Annotated in this window: 17 protein-coding genes and 1 pseudogene; 10 read left to right on the top strand and 8 right to left on the bottom strand. The window is 66.5% G+C overall.

Annotation, left to right across the window (positions count from 1 at the left end; genetic code table 11):
• The first annotated feature begins 23 nt into the window (after positions 1-23).
• Complete coding sequence (locus tag KK131_RS08035; RefSeq protein WP_214556139.1) at positions 24-545, top strand: acyloxyacyl hydrolase; 522 nt, start codon at positions 24-26, stop codon at positions 543-545.
• 71 nt (positions 546-616) lie between these two features.
• On the opposite strand, the gene KK131_RS08030 is transcribed toward KK131_RS08035, so the two are convergent.
• The 5 genes from KK131_RS08030 to KK131_RS08010 form a co-directional block, all read right to left on the bottom strand.
• Complete coding sequence (locus tag KK131_RS08030; RefSeq protein ID WP_214556138.1) at positions 617-2,143, bottom strand: DHA2 family efflux MFS transporter permease subunit; 1,527 nt, start codon at positions 2,141-2,143, stop codon at positions 617-619.
• 110 nt (positions 2,144-2,253) lie between these two features.
• Complete coding sequence (locus KK131_RS08025; RefSeq protein WP_214556686.1) at positions 2,254-3,438, bottom strand: HlyD family efflux transporter periplasmic adaptor subunit; 1,185 nt, start codon at positions 3,436-3,438, stop codon at positions 2,254-2,256.
• 63 nt (positions 3,439-3,501) lie between these two features.
• A complete protein-coding gene (locus tag KK131_RS08020; protein WP_214556137.1) occupies positions 3,502-4,941 on the bottom strand; it encodes an efflux transporter outer membrane subunit in 1,440 nt (479 codons plus the stop codon).
• A gap of 23 nt (positions 4,942-4,964) precedes the next feature.
• Positions 4,965-5,423: a MarR family transcriptional regulator gene (locus KK131_RS08015; RefSeq protein WP_214556136.1), complete on the bottom strand. Its 459-nt coding sequence runs from the start codon at positions 5,421-5,423 to the stop codon at positions 4,965-4,967.
• A gap of 75 nt (positions 5,424-5,498) precedes the next feature.
• Positions 5,499-5,753, bottom strand: coding sequence for a hypothetical protein (locus tag KK131_RS08010; protein WP_214556135.1), 255 nt, complete (start codon positions 5,751-5,753; stop codon positions 5,499-5,501).
• Between the two features lie 246 nt (positions 5,754-5,999).
• Between KK131_RS08010 and KK131_RS08005 the strand changes: the two genes are divergently transcribed.
• The 5 genes from KK131_RS08005 (at position 6,000) to KK131_RS07985 (ending at position 9,533) form a co-directional block, all read left to right on the top strand.
• Complete coding sequence (locus KK131_RS08005; RefSeq protein ID WP_214556134.1) at positions 6,000-6,848, top strand: helix-turn-helix transcriptional regulator; 849 nt, start codon at positions 6,000-6,002, stop codon at positions 6,846-6,848.
• A gap of 61 nt (positions 6,849-6,909) precedes the next feature.
• The gene (locus tag KK131_RS08000) at positions 6,910-7,335 is read left to right on the top strand and encodes a YeeE/YedE thiosulfate transporter family protein (protein WP_214556133.1); all 426 of its coding nucleotides are present in this window, start codon (positions 6,910-6,912) and stop codon (positions 7,333-7,335) included.
• Entirely contained in the window at positions 7,332-7,754 is a 423-nt protein-coding gene (locus tag KK131_RS07995; protein ID WP_214556132.1) for a DUF6691 family protein, read from the top strand. The genes KK131_RS08000 and KK131_RS07995 overlap by 4 nt, the downstream gene beginning before the upstream one ends.
• 2 nt (positions 7,755-7,756) lie before the next feature.
• Positions 7,757-8,623 carry an MBL fold metallo-hydrolase gene (locus KK131_RS07990; RefSeq protein WP_214556131.1) on the top strand — a complete coding sequence of 289 codons (867 nt, stop codon included), beginning with the start codon at positions 7,757-7,759 and terminating at the stop codon, positions 8,621-8,623.
• A 52-nt stretch (positions 8,624-8,675) separates the two neighbouring features.
• On the top strand, positions 8,676-9,533 hold the full coding sequence (locus KK131_RS07985; protein WP_214556130.1) for an EamA family transporter: 858 nt from the start codon (positions 8,676-8,678) through the stop codon (positions 9,531-9,533).
• Positions 9,534-9,559: 26 nt separating this feature from the next.
• Here KK131_RS07985 and KK131_RS07980 read toward each other — a convergent pair whose 3' ends face one another.
• On the bottom strand, positions 9,560-9,922 hold the full coding sequence (locus tag KK131_RS07980; protein ID WP_214556129.1) for a helix-turn-helix transcriptional regulator: 363 nt from the start codon (positions 9,920-9,922) through the stop codon (positions 9,560-9,562).
• A 494-nt stretch (positions 9,923-10,416) separates the two neighbouring features.
• Here KK131_RS07980 and KK131_RS07975 point away from each other — a divergent pair, with 494 nt between their 5' ends.
• From KK131_RS07975 to KK131_RS07965, 3 genes and pseudogenes are all read left to right on the top strand, one after another.
• Positions 10,417-11,607, top strand: coding sequence for an energy transducer TonB (locus tag KK131_RS07975; protein WP_214556128.1), 1,191 nt, complete (start codon positions 10,417-10,419; stop codon positions 11,605-11,607).
• A 100-nt stretch (positions 11,608-11,707) separates the two neighbouring features.
• Positions 11,708-11,942: pseudogene (locus KK131_RS07970) on the top strand (EamA/RhaT family transporter); the annotation flags it as partial.
• A 101-nt stretch (positions 11,943-12,043) separates the two neighbouring features.
• Entirely contained in the window at positions 12,044-13,648 is a 1,605-nt protein-coding gene (locus KK131_RS07965) for a peptidase S10 (protein ID WP_214556127.1), read from the top strand.
• On the opposite strand, the gene KK131_RS07960 is transcribed toward KK131_RS07965, so the two are convergent.
• Together KK131_RS07960 and KK131_RS07955 are read right to left on the bottom strand one after the other, a co-directional pair.
• Positions 13,641-14,720, bottom strand: a complete 1,080-nt coding sequence (locus KK131_RS07960; RefSeq protein ID WP_214556126.1) for a LacI family DNA-binding transcriptional regulator — start codon at positions 14,718-14,720, stop codon at positions 13,641-13,643. The two genes, KK131_RS07965 and KK131_RS07960, sit on opposite strands and share 8 nt — an antisense overlap.
• 95 nt (positions 14,721-14,815) lie before the next feature.
• The gene (locus tag KK131_RS07955; protein WP_214556125.1) at positions 14,816-16,117 is read right to left on the bottom strand and encodes a sugar MFS transporter; all 1,302 of its coding nucleotides are present in this window, start codon (positions 16,115-16,117) and stop codon (positions 14,816-14,818) included.
• A gap of 498 nt (positions 16,118-16,615) precedes the next feature.
• On the opposite strand from KK131_RS07955, the gene glk reads away from it, so the two are divergent.
• Positions 16,616-17,635: a glucokinase gene (gene glk / locus KK131_RS07950; protein ID WP_214556124.1), complete on the top strand. Its 1,020-nt coding sequence runs from the start codon at positions 16,616-16,618 to the stop codon at positions 17,633-17,635.
• Positions 17,636-17,670: the final 35 nt, after the last annotated feature.

The following is a 17,670-nucleotide window of genomic DNA, read 5'->3' as shown; positions in this document are numbered from 1 at the left end:
AATCCCCACCGCGAGGTTGTCCCATGTCCCTTCGTCCCCTCATCCGCAGCGCACTCGTACTGGCGCTGGTCACCGCTGCGCTGCCAGTGGCCGCAGCGCGGTTCGAAGTACAGGCCGGCCGCAGCTACATGGACAGCCACGGCGCGAACGCCGCCTTCGTCGAGGCGGTGTTCGCACCGCAGCCGCTCGGCCAGACCCGCTTCACCTGGTCACCGGATGTCTCGCTCGGCTGGATCGACGGTCGCCGCACGACGACCGACAGCAGCCGTTACACCACGCGCGACTCCGTGGCGTTGCTCGCCGCCGGCGCACGCTTCCACCTCGGCGAGGCCGGCGACTGGTACCAGCCGCTGTTCTTCAGCGAACAACTCGCCGCCACCAACCACACCACCCATGCGCTTTCCAGCCACTACCAGTTCGTCAGCACGCTGGGCTGGCAGGCGAAGCATTTCAGCGTGGCGATCCGGCACATTTCCAACGGCGGCCTGCACCGTCCGAACGCCGGCGAGACCATGGCGCTGGTCGGCGTCGCCTTCGACATCTGACACACGCTCGACCGCGGACAAGACAACGGCCCGTTCAGGGCCGTTGCCTTGTCCGATGCCTGCCGGCCGCTTCAGTGGCCGCCGGCGGCCGGTCTGGCCTTGGGGGCGAACGGCGGCTTGGCCAGCCAGATCACGAGAACCAGCGCGATGAAGATCCAGCCCAGCGCGTGGAACACCTCGTTGAACGAGATCTGGTAGCCCTGCTGGGTAATCATGTTGTTGATGATGCTGCCGGAGACCTGCCGGTCGCCCTGACCGAGCTGGGTCATCGCCGTCTGCGCGGTCGGGCTGTACGCGGTGATGTGCTCGGCCAACTGCTCGTGGTGGGTCACTGCGCGGCGCTCCCACAACAAGGTGGTGATCGAGGCGGAGAAGCTGCCGCCCAGCGTGCGCAGGAAGGTGGCCAGGCCGGAGCCGGCGGCGATCTCGTTCTGCTGCAGGTCCGACAGCAGGATGGTCAGCACCGGCATGAAGAACAGCGCCACGCCGAGCCCTTGCCACAGCTGCACCATCGCCACGTGGTAGAAGTCGATGCCGATGAAGAAGTCCGAGCGCATGAAGCAGGTCAGGCCCATGACCACGAACGCCGCCGCCGCCAGCAGCCGCAGGTCCATGCGAGGCCCGTACTTGCCGACGACGAAGGTCAGCAGCACCGGAATGATGCCCAGCGGCGCGCTGGCGTAGCCGGCCCAGATCGAGGTATAGCCGAGGTTGCGCTGCAACCACAGCGGCACCATCAGTGCGATCGCGAAGAACGCCGCGTAACCGAGGACCAGCGCAATCGTGCCGACGGTGAAGTTGCGGTGGCGGAACAGCTTCAGGTCGACGATCGGGTCCTTGTCGGTCAGTTCCCAGATCAGGAAGATCGCGATGCTGATCGCCGAGACGATGCTGGTGACGACGATGAAGGTGGAGTTGAACCAGTCTTCGTCGTTGCCCTTGTCCAGCACGATCTGCAGCGCGCCCACGCCGATGATCAGGCTGACCAGGCCGACGTAGTCGATCTTCGGGCGCTCGGTCTTCTCGACCTTGCCGCGCAGCTGGTTCGCCACCACCACGCTGGCGAAGATGCCGATCGGCACGTTGATGAAGAAGATCCACGGCCACGAGTAGTTGTCGGTGATCCAGCCACCCAGGATCGGCCCGGCGATCGGCGCCACCACCGTCACCATCGCCAGCAGCGCCAGCGCCATGCCGCGCTGGGCCGGCGGGTAGATGCCGATCAGCAGGCTCTGCGTGATCGGGTACATCGGCCCGGCCACGGCGCCCTGCAGCGCGCGGAACAGGATCAGCATGCCCATGCTCTGCGACACGCCGCACAGGAACGAGGTCAGCGCGAACAGCAGCGTGCAGGCGACGAACAGCTTCACTTCGCCGAAACGACGGGTGAGGAACCCGGTCAGCGGCAGCGCGATCGCCATGCTCACCGCGAACGAGGTGATCACCCAGGTGCTCTGGTTGCTGCTGACGCCGAGGTTGCCGGCGATGGTCGGCAGCGACACGTTGGCGATCGTGGTGTCCAGCACCTGCATGAACGTGGCCAGCGACAGACCGATCGTGCTCAGTGCCAGGTTGGGCGGGCGGAATTGGGTGGTCATCGGTGTCGGTCGTCTAGTCTGGAATGGGCAGGAGCCCGCTCGCGGGCGATGCTGTTGCTTTGAGAGTTCAGAACAAAAGCATCGCCCGCGGGCGGGCTCCTGCAAGGGCGCTATTTGCCGCCGGCCATGTTGGCGTGGACGATCTGCCCGATCACCTGGTCGGCCTTGGCCAGCTGCTGCCGGTAGACGTCGGTGCTGAAGGCGGGTTTGGTCGGTGATTGCTGCGACAGCATCGGGCCGTTCTGGTCGTGCAGGCTCACGTCCACGTTCAGCGACATGCCGATGCGCAGCGGGTGCTTGTCCAGCTGGGTCGGGTCGTCGAACACGATGCGCACCGGAATGCGCTGCACGATCTTGATCCAGTTGCCGGTGGCGTTCTGCGCCGGCAGCAGCGAGAACGCGCTGCCGGTGCCGACGCCCAGGCTCTGCACCTTGCCCTTGTATTCCACCGCGCCGCCGTAGACGTCGGACTCGATCGTCACCGGCTGGCCGATGCGCATGTGGGTGAGCTGGGTTTCCTTGAAGTTCGCATCCACCCACACGCCGCGCAGCGGCACCACCGCCATCAAGGCGGCGCCGGGCTGCACGCGCTGGCCGACCTGCACCGAGCGTTTGGCCACATAGCCGTCCACCGGCGCGATGAGGGTGGCGCGCACGTCGTCGAGGAAGGCGGCGCGCAGGCGGGCCGAAGCGGCCTGCACGTCCGGGTGCGAGGCGACCACGGTGTCGTCGACCAGCACCTTGCTGGTCTGGTACTGCTGCTGCGCGGTGATCAGGTTGCTCTCGGCGCTGGTCAGCGCGTCGCTGGCGTGCGCCAGCTCCTCGGCCGAGATCGCGCCGGACTTCGCCAGCGCCACGCGCCGGTTGTAATCGGCGCGCGCCTTGTCCACCGCGGTCTTGCGCGCAGCCACGTCGGCCTGGGCGCCGTTCACGCTGGAATACAGGCCGCGCACCTTGCGCACGGTGTTGGCGAGATTCGCCTTCGCCTCGGCCAGCGCCACGTCGGCGTCGCTGGGGTCGAGCTGCACCAGCACGTCGCCGGCGTGCACCAGGTCGCCGTCATCGGCGCCGATGCTGACCACGGTGCCGGGCACCTGCGGGGTGATCTGCACCACGTTGCCGTTGACGTAGGCGTCGTCGGTGCCCTCGTACCAGCGACCGTCGAGGAAATACCACAGCGCCCAGCCGATCGCGGCGAGCAGTACCACGATGCCGAGCAGGCGCAGCAGCAGGCCGCGCGGATTCTTCTTCGGTGCCGGCGTGTTCGGCGCGGCCGTATTCGGCGCGGCCGTCATCGGCGATGGAGCGGCCGCCGTGCTTTCGGCCGCGGTGGGATTCTGGCTGGACATGGGGCTGCCTCAGGAACGTGATGGGGTGGAAGACGGGGTGTCGGCCTGCGGCTGGAAGCCACCGCCGAGGGCCTGGATCAGCTGCACCGAAAGATCGACCTGCTGCGCCTCGAGCGCGGCGGTGCCGCGCTCGGCGGCGAGCAGCTGCTGGCGCACACTGAGCGCTTCCAGGTAGCTGCCGATGCCGGCCTTGTAACGTTGTTCGGCCAGTTGCCAGGCCTGCAGGGCGGCATCCTGCGCGCGCTGTTGCGCGTCGATCTGCTGCTGCAGCGACTGCAGCGCGGACAAATCATCGGCGACCTGGTTGAGTGCGCCGACCAGGGTCTGGTTGTACTGCGCCACGGCGAGGTCGTATTGCGCATCCTTGCCGGACAGGTTGGCGCGCAACTTGCCGCCGTCGAAAATCGGCAGGCTGAGCGACGGCCCGAACTGGTAGAACCGCCCCGGCAGGCTGAACGGGTTGCCGCCGCCCATGCTGATCACGCCGGCCATCGCGCCGATGCTGATGTTCGGCAGGAATGCGGTCTTCGCCGCCTTGATGTCCTTGCCGGCCGCCTCGACGCGCCAGCGCGCGGCGACCAGGTCGGCACGGTGGCCGACCAGATCCAGCGGCAGGTTGGACGGCACCGCCAGCTCGGCCGGCCTCAGCAACTGCGGCCGGGCGATCTGCAGCCCGCGATCCGGACCCTTGCCCAGCAGCACCGACAGCGACGAGCGCGCGGCATCGACCGCGCGGCTGGCCAGCGCCGCCTGCTGTTCGGCGCTCGCCACTTCGGCATCGCCCTGCTTCAGCGCGATCTGGTTGTCGATGCCGGCGGCGACGCGCTGGCGGGTCAGTTCGCGCGACTGCTTCGCGCGCTTCAGCTCACCGGCGGCCAGATCCTGCTGGGTGAACGCGTAGCCAAGCTGCGCATAGGCGCGGGCGACATTGCCGGAAAGTTCGATGCGCGCGGCGCGGGCATCGACCTCGGCGGCACGCGCCTGGCCCACCGCGGCTTCCCACGCGGCACGCTTGCCGCCCCACAGGTCCAGATCCCATTTGAAGCTGGCGTAGCCGTACTTGGCCAGCGCGAAATGCGCCTTGTCGCCGAGCAGCGCGGCCGGCGGCCGGGCCCCGGCGACCGCGGCGCCGCCATTCACGCTGGGCCCGCGCGCGGCATCGGCGATGCCCGCCTCGGCCTGCGCCGCGCGGGCGCGCGCATCGGCGACGCCGAGGCCAGGGTTGTCCTGCAGCGCTTCGGCGATCAATGCGTCGAGCTGCGGATCGCCGAGGCCGCTCCACCAGTCGGTGGATGGCCACGCGGCCGCGGACAGGTGGGCGAGGCTGTGTCCGGCCTTCAGCGTGGCCGGATCGATCGGCGTGCCGTCCGGGTGCAGGCCGCCGCTGCTGGCGCAACCGGCCAACGCGAGGGTCAGGGCGGCGGCAGCCGCAAGAAGATGCAGACGCATGGAAAGGTCCAGGGTGGAAAGGGTCAGTTCTTGTCGCGCAGCGCGTGCAGCACGCGCTCCAGGTAGTCGTGCAGTTGCGCCTGTTCGGCGTCGTCCAGCGAGCGCTGGGCTGCCCTCAGCACGCGGTCGTTGCAGTCGGTCAGCTCCTGCCACAGCGCGTTGCCGGCATCGGTCAGCTCGATCCGCAGCGCGCGGCGATCCTGCTCATGCGGGCAGCGGCGCAGGTAGCCCTTGCGTTCGAGCTGGTCGAGCTGGCGGGTCATCGCGCCGCCGTCCAGTTCGACCGAACGGGCCAGTTCGCTGGCCGACATCGGACCGAGCCGGGCCAGCCGCTTGAGGATCAGGAACTGGGTGAAGCGCAGGTCGAGGTGCTTGGCCGCCAGTTCCGCCTCCATCGCGCGCACGATCTCCGCGCGCACCAGGCCGAGCAGGATGCCCAAGCTTTCCCGGGGGGTGGCGAAGGCGAGCGATTCGGTATTCATAGCCGCGCATTCTATTGCCCAAAGTATATTTGTCAAGGCAAATATATGCTGGTATGCATTTGCTTCGGCAAGATGTCAGGCAGCGCGCATCCGGTGCGCCTGCAGTTCGTCGTGCACCAGCGCGCGCAACGCCGGGTCGCGGATCGCGAACAGTTCGAATACGCCCAGCGCCTGCAGGGTCGGCAGTTGCGCCAGCAGGCGCGGTTCGGCTTCGCGGCGCACCGATTCCGGGGTGGCCGGGTCCAGCATCAGCTGGGCGTGCACCACGAAATCGGTGAGCGCATCGGCGCGCGAGGCGTGGACAGGGGTGGGGACGGGGAGTAACGACATGTCGATCTCCTGCATGGGTTGACACAAGGACGTCTGCGCGCGGCGCGCTGTGACAGGCTGTTGCAGTACGGGCCGGCGGCTGGGGAGGTGCGCCGCGGGCGGGCATGACGGCATCGCCGGCGTCACGGTCACGTGGGGCACATGACTTGGGGGACAGGCGACGGTAGGCCGCTGTCGCTAGCATGGGAAGGCAGTCCCCACTGCTGGTACTCCCACTACCACCCGGGCATGCCCATGAGCACATCCATGCAACGCACCGAGCTGAAGGCTTTCCTGCGCGCGCGCCGCGCCGCGCTCACGCCCGAGGCGGCCGGCCTGCCGCGCGGGCCGCGCCGACTGACGCCGGGCCTGCGTCGCGAGGAGGTGGCGACGCTGGCCCAGGTCGGCGTCACCTGGTACACGTGGCTGGAGCAGGGCCGCGCGATCAACGTGTCGGCCGCGGCGCTGGCGCGGATCGCGCGCGCGTTGTCGCTGTCGCCGACCGACGAAGCCTACCTGTTCGCGCTGATGGGGCTGACCCGCACCGACGTGCCGGAGCACCACTTCAACCTGCCGCCGGTGATGCACGAGGTGCTGGACCTGTACCAGGCGCCGGCCTTCGCGCTCGACACGGTGTTCAACGTGCTGGCGTGGAACCGCATGGCCGAATGCCTGTACGACTTCGGCGATTTCAGCGGGCCGTTCGCCGACAACCACCTGTGGAACGCGTTCATGAACCCGGCGCGGCGGCGGCTGTACCCGGATTTCGAGAACGGCGCGCTGAACCTGCTCGGCATGTTCCGCATGAACCAGGCGGCGCACCCGGAAGATCCGCGCTTCCATCAGCTGATCGAGGCGCTGAACGCGGCCAGCACGGAGTTCGTCGAGCTGTGGCAGCGTTGCCACACGGCGCCGCTGAGCGCGATCACGGTGCCGTTCTTCCATCCCGAATTCGGCGATCTCAGCATCCACTCGATGCGCCTGCCGATCCGCGACAGCGACCACGTCGACCGCGCCACCGCGTTCTTCTTCGCGCCGGCGAATGCCGCGACCGCCGCGAGCTTCGCCCGCGTCGCCCGTCGCCTTGCCACTGAGCAGGCCGCGCAACCGGCATGATGCGGCAACCGGCCGTGCAGGGGCGATAATCCCCACCTTCGTACCCACAGGAAGCGTGACCATGCACCCCTACCTCGGCGCCTTGTGCGGCGGTGTGCTGATCGGCCTCGCGGCGGTGCTGCTGATGGCGGCCCTCGGCCGCATCGCCGGCGTCAGCGGCATCGCCAGCGGCCTTATAGTGGGCGGCGCGGGCGACCGCGCGTGGCGGCTGGCGTTCGTGCTGGGCCTGCTGGCCGGGCCGCTGCTGCTGTGGTGGCTGCGCGGCGACAGCGGCATCGGCGCACCGCAGGTGGGGCTGCCGTGGATGGCGCTGGCCGGTTTGCTGGTAGGCATCGGCACGCGGCTCGGCGGTGGCTGCACCAGCGGGCACGGGGTCTGCGGCATCGCACGCTTGTCGCCGCGCTCGCTGCTGGCGACCGCCGTCTTCATGGTGTTCGGCAGCGCCACCGTGTTCGTGCTGCGGCATCTGCTGGGAGTGGGCCCATGAGAGCGTGGATCGCGTTCGCCGCCGGGCTGCTGTTCGGTCTCGGCCTCAGCCTCGGCGGCATGACCCAGCCGGCCGTGGTGCTCGGCTTCCTGGACGTCTTCGGCGCGTGGGATCCACGCCTGGTCTTCGTGATGGCCGGTGCCGTGCTGACCACCGCGATCGGCTATCGGCTGGTGCTGCGGCGATCGCGCCCGTTGCTGGCGGAGCGGTTCCAGTGGCCCACGTCGCGCCACATCGACGTTCGGTTGATCGGCGGCGCCGCCCTGTTCGGCATCGGCTGGGGCATCGCCGGCTACTGTCCCGGCCCGGCGCTGGCCTCGCTCGGTGCCGGCGTGCCCGCGCTGCTGGTGCTGGTGGCTTGCATGATCGCGGGCTGGTGGCTGGCCGCGCGCCTGCTGCCTCCTGCCGGAGGACACTGACGATGCATCGCCCCGAGGTGCAGGCCTTCTTCGACGAAGCCAGCCATACCTTCAGCTACGTGGCGTGGGACCCGGCCACGCGCAGAGCGGCCGTGTTCGACAGCGTGCTCGACTATGACGCCGCGTCCGGGCGTACCGGTCATGCCTCGGCCGACGCGCTGATCGCGTTCGTGCGAACGCAGGGGCTCGACGTGGACTGGGTGATCGACACCCACGTGCACGCCGACCACCTGTCGGCGGCGCCGTATGTGCGGGCGCAACTGGGCGGCCGGCTGGGCATCGGCGAACACATCCGCGGCGTGCAGGACACGTTCGGCCAGCTGTTCAACGCGGGCCCCGGTTTCAAACGCGACGGCAGCCAGTTCGACCACCTGTTCAAGGACGGCGAGCGCTACATGGTCGGCGGCATCGAAGCCGTGGCGATGCATACGCCCGGCCACACGCCGGCGTGCATGACCCATCGGGTCGGCGACGCGGCCTTCGTCGGCGACACCCTGTTCATGCCCGACTACGGCACCGCGCGCTGCGATTTCCCCGGCGGCGATGCGCGCACGCTGTACCGCTCGATCCAGCGCATTTTTGCCTTGCCGCAGGAAACCCGGGTATTCCTCTGCCACGACTACAAGCCCGCCGGCCGCGACGTGTTTGCCCACGAGACCACGGTCGGCGCCGAGCGTCGCGACAACATCCACGTGCACGACGGCATCGGCGAAGATGAATTCGTGCGCATGCGCGGCGCACGCGACGCCACCCTGGCGGTGCCGGCGCTGCTGCTGCCGGCGGTGCAGGTGAACATGCGCGCGGGCCAATTGCCGCCGGCCGAGGACAACGGCGTGCGCTACCTGAAGATTCCGCTGGATGCGTTTTGAGCGGGTGTCGATGCGGCGACGGCCTGACGGTCTGCCGTCGCCGGAGTGACGGATGATCTACGTCCTGCTCAGCGTGGTGTGCAGCGTGCTGGTGTCGGTACTGCTGAAGCTGGCGCGCCGCGCGGAGGTCGACGTGGGCCAGGCGATCGCCTGGAACTATGTGGTGACCGGCGCACTCACCGCGTTGCTGCTGCAGCCGTCGTTGGCCACGTTGCGCGAACCGGGCACGCCGTGGCTGGCGCTGGCCGTGCTGGGCATCCTGCTGCCGACGATCTTTCTGGCGCTGGCCGCGTCGGTGCGGCATGCCGGCATCGTGCGCAGCGATGCGGCGCAACGGCTGTCCTTGCTGCTCTCGCTGCTGGCGGCGTTTGCGCTGTTCGGCGAACAGCTCACCGCGCCCAAGGGCATCGGCATCGCACTGGGCCTGCTCGCCCTGCTGTGCATGGTCTGGCGCAGCGGGCATGGCACGGCGGAACACGGCGCCGCCGGCTGGCTGTATCCGCTGCTGGTGTTCGCCGGCTTCGGCGTGATCGACATCCTGTTCAAGCGCGTGGCGCTGGCCGGCGTGCCGCTGGGCGCGTCGCTGCAGGCGATGTTCGCGCTGGCCCTGCTGGTCGCGTTCGCCATGCAGCTGTGGCGTCGCGTGCAGGACCAAACCCGCTTCACGCTGCGCAGCGCGCTGGCCGGCCTGCTGCTCGGGCTGGCCAACTTCGGCAACATCCTGTTCTATCTGCGCGGCCACCGTGCGCTGCCGCAGCATTCGTCGCTGGTGTTCGCCAGCATGAACCTCGGCGTGGTGGCGCTGGGCGCGCTGGTCGGCCTGCTGCTGTTCCGCGAGCGGCTGAGTCGGTTCAACCTCGCCGGCGTGGCGCTGGCGCTACTGGCGATAGCGTTGATTGCGCGAGGGTAAGTGTCTATTCAAAGTCCCAATCCGCATCACTTCTCGGCTTTGAGCAAATCCAGCAACGCTGCCCGACGCTTGGCGGACAGGCTGCGGTAACGCAACAGCAGTGCCCGCTCCTTCTCGTCGCGCGCCGCGGGCGATGCTTCGTGGGAGGCGTATTTCGGCCGGCCCTCCTCGATCCCGCCAGCTTCCGGCGGTACGCCGCAAATCAGCTCGTCGAGCGAACGCCCCAGTTCCCGACGCAACTCCGGCAGCATGCGGAAGCTGGGCGTCTCACGTCCGTTTTCCCAAGCCGACACCGAAGACTTGGTGATCCCCAGAGCGAAGCCAAGCTGCTCCTGGGTCATTCCTGCAGCCACGCGCGCCTCGCGAAGACGATCGGCGAAACGCTTCATTCGCGGGCTCCGGAAACGGGGCCTTTGACAGTATGGAGATTCCATACTGTTGTCGTCTTGTCATGAGTTGACAGATTGAGTTCGGAAATGCAAGACTTTTTGGGTAGGTATCCCCGTACTCATGTGCGGAGGCAAAGCGACAGGGGGACAAATCAATTTCTGCACGGGGTGCCGCCGACAGCTACATGATGCGTGGCTTTCTGTCCGGCAGTACTGGGGAACTGTAGAACGTACTTATGGCCCATATTCGGCGTTGGCAGCGGCAATATCCGCGACTCACGCCTACTTAGTTGTGAGCCTGCGCGACGCCACTATAAAAAGCGACTAAGTTGCGGGAACTCCCGATGCCTGGGTTTGATGATGGCGGCTCGCTTGCTATCCAGCGTGTGAAAAAAGCAAGACATAAGGGTCGGTGCTGCTGACGACGATACCCGGGCATGGAGTGGATTAGATCGTCCTTGACTGGGATTTACTTATGACGTTAAGGAGTGGTCATGGGCTTGTCATCAAGGTTCATTGTGGTTGCTTTATGCGTACCCATGCTTTCTTCTTGCGGTACGTTCAAGTTGGCAACCAGCATCCAAGCCCCCGTCGACAAAAGCGCTTCGCAAAAAGAAACGGATGCGCTGGTATGTACCCATCGGGCCGATCTGGCCATGAACTCGGCAAGCCAGCAGGCAAAGGACTTCCTTCTTGGCGCAACCATAATTGGAGTGCCATTGGCTCAGCAAATGGATAAGGTGACGGCGCGTAATGCCTTTGCCGACTGCATGACCGCGAGGGGGTATAATCCGGTTATGCCCGATGGGTCATCGCGGCGATCAACGATCAGTCCCAAGTCCAGGCTTCCGGTTCGCTTCAAGCCCCCCCAGGTCCAGAGTGAAGCGGTACTTACCGAAAAATCATACTCATCAAGTGTTGGGATAACTCTGCCCGAAGGATGGTCGAAGGCTTCATTACCAAGCGGACTCAACAATGAAAATATCCTGCTTTTTGCCACGAATATCACTTCCGATTCAGACCTCCTTTTGTCGTCATCGCCAATCAAAAACATAACCAACGTGGAAGAGTTCGCCAATTCGCGGGCCGCCAGTGTGACCAGCAAGCTGTCAAATTCTAAAAAACATAATATGAAGCATTTGAAAATAAATGGCAGAGAATCCTTTCGGTTCGTCATAACGGGGATGGCCCAAAACATCAATATTGCGTATGTTTTAACGGTGATCAAGGGGAGCGCTGATGTCGCTATTTTATGCTCATGGACTACCGTCGACAATTTACCTTCTCAGCGGGATGCCTTGGAGCGTCTCGCTTATGCCGTGAATTTTTCTGAGAAAAATGATCGCACTGTTAAAAATGAAGGCGGCAGCCCATCAAGCATCAAGCCTGTTCCTGGCTTGGAGGACAGGAATGTCAGCTATAAATCCGGATTTCAGCCGGTTTACCCGCAGCTGGCTATAGATAACAGGCACGAGGGAACCACGGTTTTATTAATCTTTGTCGACGCAAGCGGTGCAATAAAAGAAATAAAAGTTGAAAGCACAAGTGGGTACCATGAACTGGATCAGGCAGCGGTAGAGGCAGCCTATCAGTGGGAATTCAATCCAGCTGTGCGAAACGGAAAAAATGTCGAAGGGGTGGTGAGGATTCCAATTAATTTCAACCTGAACCAATTGACCCAGTAATTTCCTCTGGGCGGGGCATGTTTTGGGAAGTCAATGGGCCAAAGTACATCTGATTGGCGGTGGTTCGTCGGCCCTGAGCGACCGATTTGTCGCCAGGTGGTCGCTGCAGGCGATGTTTGCGATGGTCCTACCGGTCGCGTTCGCGCTGGAGCTGGCCAACTTTGGCAACATCCTGTTCTACCTGCGCGGCCACCACGCTGCCGCAGCATCCGTCGCTGGTGTTCGCCAGCATGAACCTCGGCGTGGTGGCGCTGGGCGCGCTGGTCGGCCTACTGCTGTTTCGCGAGTGGCTGAGTCGGGCCAATCTTGCACGCGGGGCGATCGCGCGCGGCTGATCGTCCGGTGACAGTGACTTCCGGGCTATGAAATGCCGGCGTCGTGACGCCTATGCTGCAGATCTCCGAGGCGGAGCCGCCTCAGTCATCGAGGATCGCCCATGCGCAAGCTTCTCCTCACTACGGCGCTTGCCGCACTGCTGCTCAGCCCCGTCGCGATTGCCGGGCCGGGCAAGCAGGACGACAAAAGCAAGCCGGAGTCGAAGCCCGACGCAGCGCTGGTCGAGCCGCAGTCGTCGGCCAGCGAGGGCTCGGTATCGGTCGAAGGGCACCGCGTCGACTACAAGGCGGTGGCCGGCACGCTGGTGCTGCATGGCAGCGGCGACAAGGAAGACGAGCCGCAGGTCAGCATGTTCTACGTCGCCTATTTCAAGAAGGGCGTGGCCGCGACGAAACGGCCGGTCACCTTCATCTACAACGGCGGCCCCGGATCGGCCACGGTGTGGCTGCACATGGGCGCGTTCGGGCCGAAGCGCGTGGTCACCAGCGACGCCGGCCACACGCCGGCGGCGCCGTACGGGCTGGTGAACAACGATTACAGCCTGCTCGATGCCTCCGACCTGGTGTTCATCGACGCGCCCGGCGCCGGCTTCAGCCGGCTGATCGCGGATGACGGGGACAAGTCCAAGCGCGACGAGCAGATGAAGGAACGCAGGAAGGCGATCTACGGCGTCGACGGCGACGGCCACGCCTTCGCGCAGTTCATCACCCGGTTTTTGTCGAAGTACGACCGCTGGAATTCGCCGAAGTACCTGTTCGGCGAAAGCTACGGCACCACCCGCTCGGCGGTGCTGGCGAACATCCTGGAGAACGAGGACAGCGTCGACCTCAACGGGGTGATCCTGCTTTCGCAGATCCTCAGCTTCGACACCAGCATCGACGGGCCGGAGTTCAATCCCGGCATCGACCTGCCGTACGAGCTGGCGCTGCCGACCTTCGCCGCCACCGCGTTCTACCACCACAAGCTGCCGCAGCAGCCGGCCGAACTGGAGCCGTTCCTGCGCGAGGTGGAGCAGTACGCGATGGGCGACTACGCGCAAGCATTGATGGCCGGCTCGCGCCTTGACGATGCGCGCAAGCAGGCGGTGGCGCAGAAACTGCACGAATACACCGGGTTGCCGGTGGCCTACCTGCTGAAAGCGGACCTGCGCGTGACCGGCGGCATGTTCGAGCACGAGCTGCAGACCGACGGCGACATCACCACCGGCCGGCTGGACAGCCGCTTCTCCGGCCCGGCGATCGATCCGCTGAGCAAGGACTCCGAATACGATCCGCAATCCTCGGCGATCAGTTCGGCCTACGTGGCCGCCTTCAACGACTACGTGCGGCGAGACCTGAAATTCGGCCAGGGCCGGCAGTACCGGCTGTTCGCCGACATCGACCACTGGGACTTCTCGCACAAGGCGCCCGGCGCGCACGGCGAGGCGCTGCAGTCGTCGACCAACGTGATGCCGGACCTGGCCATGGCGATGAAGACCAACCCCAACCTCAAGGTCTATCTGCACGGCGGCTACTACGACCTGGCCACGCCGTACTTCGCCGCCGACTACGAGATGCACCACTTGCCGATCCCGGCCAGCCTGGAGCGCAACATCAGCTATGCGTGGTATCCGTCCGGGCACATGGTGTACGCGCACGAGGCGTCGCTGAAGCAGCTGCACGACAACGTGGCCCGCTTCATCGGGCAGACCGACAACGTCAAGTAGCCGGCTTGCGCCGTTTGGCAGTGCCGCGTGCAGCCGGTGCGCTGTGCCGCGGCGCGGTGGAGCCGCGCACCACCAGCTCCGGGCTGAAGCCCTCGTTGCGGCTGTCGACCGGCTCGCCGTTGGCTTCGCGCTGCAGGTCGCCGATCAGGCGCTGCGCGGCGTGCCGCGCGATGTCCTCGGTGGCCTGGCGCGCGGTGGTCAGCGCCGGCCACGACTGCTTGGAGAACGGGCTGTCCTCGAAGCCGGCGATGGAGAGTTCGTACGGCACGTTGATGCCGTCCGAGTGTGCCGCCGCCAGCACGCCGGCGGCGATCTCGTCGTTGGAACCGAAGATCGCGCTGGGCCGGTCCTTCAGCGCCAGCAGTTTGCGCGCGCCGCGGAAGCCGTCGTCGAAGGTGTAGTCGCCGGTCACGATCAGCTTGCGGTCGAGCGGGATGCCGTAGTCCTTCAATGCATCCTCGTAGCCCTGGTAGCGCTCCTGGCTTGAACGGTGCCCGCGGCCGCCCCACAGGAAACCGATGCGCTGGTGGCCGAGCTGGATCAGGTGCTCGGTGATTGCGTAGGCGGCGTCGCGGTCGTCGACGTAGACGCAGGGCGAGCCGTCGGCGGGATCCTTGCGCGCGGAGATGATCCGGATGAACGGGACTTTCGCCGTGCTCAGTGCGTGGATCAGCGCCGGCTGCTCGGACATCGGCGGCGCCAGCACCAGCCCGGCCAGGCGCGAGCGGCGCACCAGTTCGCGCAGTTCCTCGGCCAGCTTCGGCGAGGACGAGTCGCACGGATGGATCTGCAGGCCGAAGCCGCTCGACCGGCACGCCGACAGCACGCCGCGCTGCAGGTTGATGATGTAGTGCGCGTTCGGGTTGTCGTAAACCAGGCCGATCGCGTAGGCACGCGTGCTGCGCAGGCTGCGCGCGGACGGGTCGGGCTGGTAGCCGAGCGCGTCGATCTCGCGCTGCACCTTCTCGCGCGTGCGCGCATGCACCGAAGGCTCGTTGTTGATCACGCGCGAGACGGTCTTCAGCGAGACGCCGGCCCGTTCTGCGACATCCTTGATGGTGGCGCTGCGCACCCGCTGAACCTCGTGTATCGAAAGGAATGGTCGCCGGTCGCGCCATCGTGCCGGCAGCGCCGCACGCGTCGGTGCGGCGGCGCAAGCATCCTAGCTTAGAGCCCGGGCCGTAGCGAATCCACGTGCTGGCCGACCCGGTGGCCGGCCAGTCCGTAGTACAGGATGTACAGGTAGCACGGCACCATCAGCAGTGCGAACGCGAGCTGGAAATCGACGTGCTGCTTCAGGTGCACGAAAAGCTGCGGCACCACCGCGCCGCCGGCGATCGCCATGATCAGCAGTGCCGAGCCGCGTTCGGTCAGGCTGCCCAGGCCCTTGATCGCCAGCGGGAAGATCGCCGGCCACATCATCGCGTTGGCGAAGCCGAGCGCGGCGACGAAGCCGACCGAGACATAGCCATGGCTGAGGTAGGCGCCGATCGAGAACAGCACGCCGAGCACCGCCGAGATCGCCAGGTAGCGCTGCTGCGAGACGAAGCGCGGGATCAGCAGCAGGCCGGCGACGTAGCCGATCAGCATGCCGCTGAGGGTGAACGCGGTGAAGATCTTGGTGCGCTCCAGCGGCAGGTGGAAGCCGGCGCCGTAGGTGCCGATCGCATCGCCGGCCATCACCTCCACGCCGACGTAGAGGAACAGGCACAGCACGCCCAGCCACAGGTGCGGGAAGCTGAAGATGCTGCCGTGCTTGTGGCCGATCGCCCGTTCGCTGTTCGCGCCGTCGGGCCGGATTTCCGGCAGCGACGAGCGCGCGATCCAGATCGCCAGCAGCACCAGCAGGCCGGCCATGACCATGTACGGCAGGTGCACCTTGCCGGCGAACGCGTTGAGCAGGGCTTCGCGCGCCTCCGCCGTCGGCGCCGCTTCGACCTGTTCGCCGAACGTGCCGATGCCGCTGAGCACCAGCGCGCCGAACGCGAACGGGGCGATCACGCCGGCGGCCTTGTTGCATATACCCATGAAGGCGATGCGCTGCGCCGCGCTGTCGATCGGGCCGAGGATGCTGATGTACGGGTTCGAGGCGGTCTGCAGCAGCGACAGTCCGGCGCCGATCACGAACAACCCGGTCAGCGCTCCGGCGAACTCGCGCCAGCTGACGAACTGGCCGAACAGCACGGCGCCGATCGCCATCACGAACAGGCCCAGCGCCATGCCCTTCTTCATGCCGGTGCGGCGCAGGATCAGCGACGCGGGCAGCGAGAACACCAGGTACGACACGTAGAACGCCGACGGCACCAGGAAGGCGTAGACGTCCTCGACCTGGAACGCCAGCTTGACGAAGGTGATCAGCGGCCCGTTGAGCCAGGTGACGAAGCCGAAGATGAAGAACAGCAGGCCGATGATCAGCATCGGGCCGAGATGGGTGCGATCGGACGGCGCTGCCGCCAGCGTGGTTGCCATGGATGGTTCTCCCCGGAGTCGCCGTGCCGCACCGGTCGGGTGACCGGGACAGGCAGGAATGTCTCTTTAATTGCCGAAAAGTGCAACGTTGTCAATCCATCGTCCCGGTCGCCCCGCGATGCGCGGTCGTGGCCGTGCCGTTCGGACGGCCATCGCGAGCCATCGTTGTGGCAATGCAACAGGCCAGGCCCTTTCCGCATGTTTGTGCGCACGTGTGCCGTACTAAGCCATTTGCGCGAATTCGTGAGGGGCGGCTCAGGAGTGTCATGGCAGCTATGCTGCGTCGCCACATCGAATGTCCGGGAAATTGTCGCGAACCCAGTTGACAACGTTGTCATTCCGACAGCAGACTCCGCCCGAATCAGGCCGCACCCGGCTCGCGTCCGCGCAGTCGGGTCGGGGAGTCACCGGCCACGGGAGAACGCAGTGGGGGAAGTTGCGAACCAGCGTCATGCGGCGGCGGCCGTTGCCGAGGCATCGGCAGCGAACGGGGCCGGTGTGCCAGGGCCGGGCCCGCAGCAGCCGTTCCTGGCCGCCGACGTGGGCGGCACGCATGCGCGCATCGGCCTGGTCGTCGGCAGCGCGAACGGCCGCCGCCCGGTCAGCGTGCTGCACTACCACCGCTACGGCTGCGCCGACTGGCCCAGCCTCACCGCGATGCTGCAGGATTTCGTCGCGCAGCTGGCGGACACGCCGCATGCGGCGCTGCGCGGCGAGCTGCGTCATTGCGCGGTGGCCTGCGCCGGCTACGTGCTGGACGACGCGATCGTCAACGGCAACCTGCCGTGGCCGGTGTCGATCCGCGAGATCCGCGACGGCCTCGGCATCCAGCGGCTGGCGGTGATCAACGATTTCGAGGCGGTCGCCTACGCCACCCAGTTCATCGCGGCCGACGAGACCCGGCCGATCATCGAGACCGCGCAACCGACGGCCAGCGGGCCGGCGTTGGTGATGGGGCCGGGCACCGGGCTGGGTTCGGCGGTGCTGCTGCCGGGCCACCCGCGCGCGCAGGTGCTGGCCACCGAGGCGGGCCAGGTGTCGCTGGCGCCGGGCAACGAACGCGAGATCGAGATCCTGCGCCTGTTCCGCCGCGAGCGTGCGCACGTGTCGTTCGAGGATGCGCTGTCCGGCCCCGGCCTGCTGAAACTCTACGGCGCGCTGTGCGAACTGCGCGGCAGCCCTTCGCGCCTGCTGACCCCGGCCGAAGTCACCGCTGCCGCACTGGCCGGCAGCGATGGCGCCGCGGTGGAGGCGCTGGAAGTGTTCTGCGGCCTGCTCGGCAGCTTCGTGGGCGACCTGGTGCTGCTGTACGGCGCCCGCGGCGGGGTCTACCTGGCCGGCGGGATCCTGCCGCAGATCCAGCCGTTCCTGCGGGCCAGCAGCTTCGCCGAACGCTATTTCAACAAGGGCGTGATGCGCGCCTATCTGCAACAGGTTCCAGTGCGACTGATCGAGCACGGCCAGCTTGGTGTCATCGGCGCCGCAGGCTGGTTTCTGGATGAGCGTCCAGGAGAGTGAGATGAACGCCATCCGGCGACACGGCGCCAAGCCAA

This window comes from Rhodanobacter sp. LX-99 (assembly GCF_018599185.1).
Classification (GTDB): Bacteria; Pseudomonadota; Gammaproteobacteria; order Xanthomonadales; family Rhodanobacteraceae; genus Rhodanobacter.
The sequence above is the reverse complement of the archived record's forward strand: the minus strand, read 5'-3'. Positions and strand labels throughout refer to the sequence as shown.

Coding starts and splice junctions, on each gene's coding strand:
- KK131_RS08030 (WP_214556138.1), bottom strand. CDS start 2,143: ATGACCACCCAATTCCGCCCGCCCAACCTGGCACTGAGCACGATCGGT.
- KK131_RS08015 (WP_214556136.1), bottom strand. CDS start 5,423: ATGAATACCGAATCGCTCGCCTTCGCCACCCCCCGGGAAAGCTTGGGC.
- KK131_RS08010 (WP_214556135.1), bottom strand. CDS start 5,753: ATGTCGTTACTCCCCGTCCCCACCCCTGTCCACGCCTCGCGCGCCGAT.
- KK131_RS07985 (WP_214556130.1), top strand. CDS start 8,676: ATGATCTACGTCCTGCTCAGCGTGGTGTGCAGCGTGCTGGTGTCGGTA.
- KK131_RS08035 (WP_214556139.1), top strand. CDS start 24: ATGTCCCTTCGTCCCCTCATCCGCAGCGCACTCGTACTGGCGCTGGTC.
- KK131_RS08000 (WP_214556133.1), top strand. CDS start 6,910: ATGCACCCCTACCTCGGCGCCTTGTGCGGCGGTGTGCTGATCGGCCTC.
- KK131_RS07965 (WP_214556127.1), top strand. CDS start 12,044: ATGCGCAAGCTTCTCCTCACTACGGCGCTTGCCGCACTGCTGCTCAGC.
- KK131_RS07995 (WP_214556132.1), top strand. CDS start 7,332: ATGAGAGCGTGGATCGCGTTCGCCGCCGGGCTGCTGTTCGGTCTCGGC.
- KK131_RS07975 (WP_214556128.1), top strand. CDS start 10,417: ATGGGCTTGTCATCAAGGTTCATTGTGGTTGCTTTATGCGTACCCATG.
- KK131_RS07980 (WP_214556129.1), bottom strand. CDS start 9,922: ATGAAGCGTTTCGCCGATCGTCTTCGCGAGGCGCGCGTGGCTGCAGGA.
- KK131_RS08025 (WP_214556686.1), bottom strand. CDS start 3,438: ATGACGGCCGCGCCGAATACGGCCGCGCCGAACACGCCGGCACCGAAG.
- KK131_RS07955 (WP_214556125.1), bottom strand. CDS start 16,117: ATGGCAACCACGCTGGCGGCAGCGCCGTCCGATCGCACCCATCTCGGC.
- KK131_RS08020 (WP_214556137.1), bottom strand. CDS start 4,941: ATGCGTCTGCATCTTCTTGCGGCTGCCGCCGCCCTGACCCTCGCGTTG.
- KK131_RS07990 (WP_214556131.1), top strand. CDS start 7,757: ATGCATCGCCCCGAGGTGCAGGCCTTCTTCGACGAAGCCAGCCATACC.
- KK131_RS08005 (WP_214556134.1), top strand. CDS start 6,000: ATGCAACGCACCGAGCTGAAGGCTTTCCTGCGCGCGCGCCGCGCCGCG.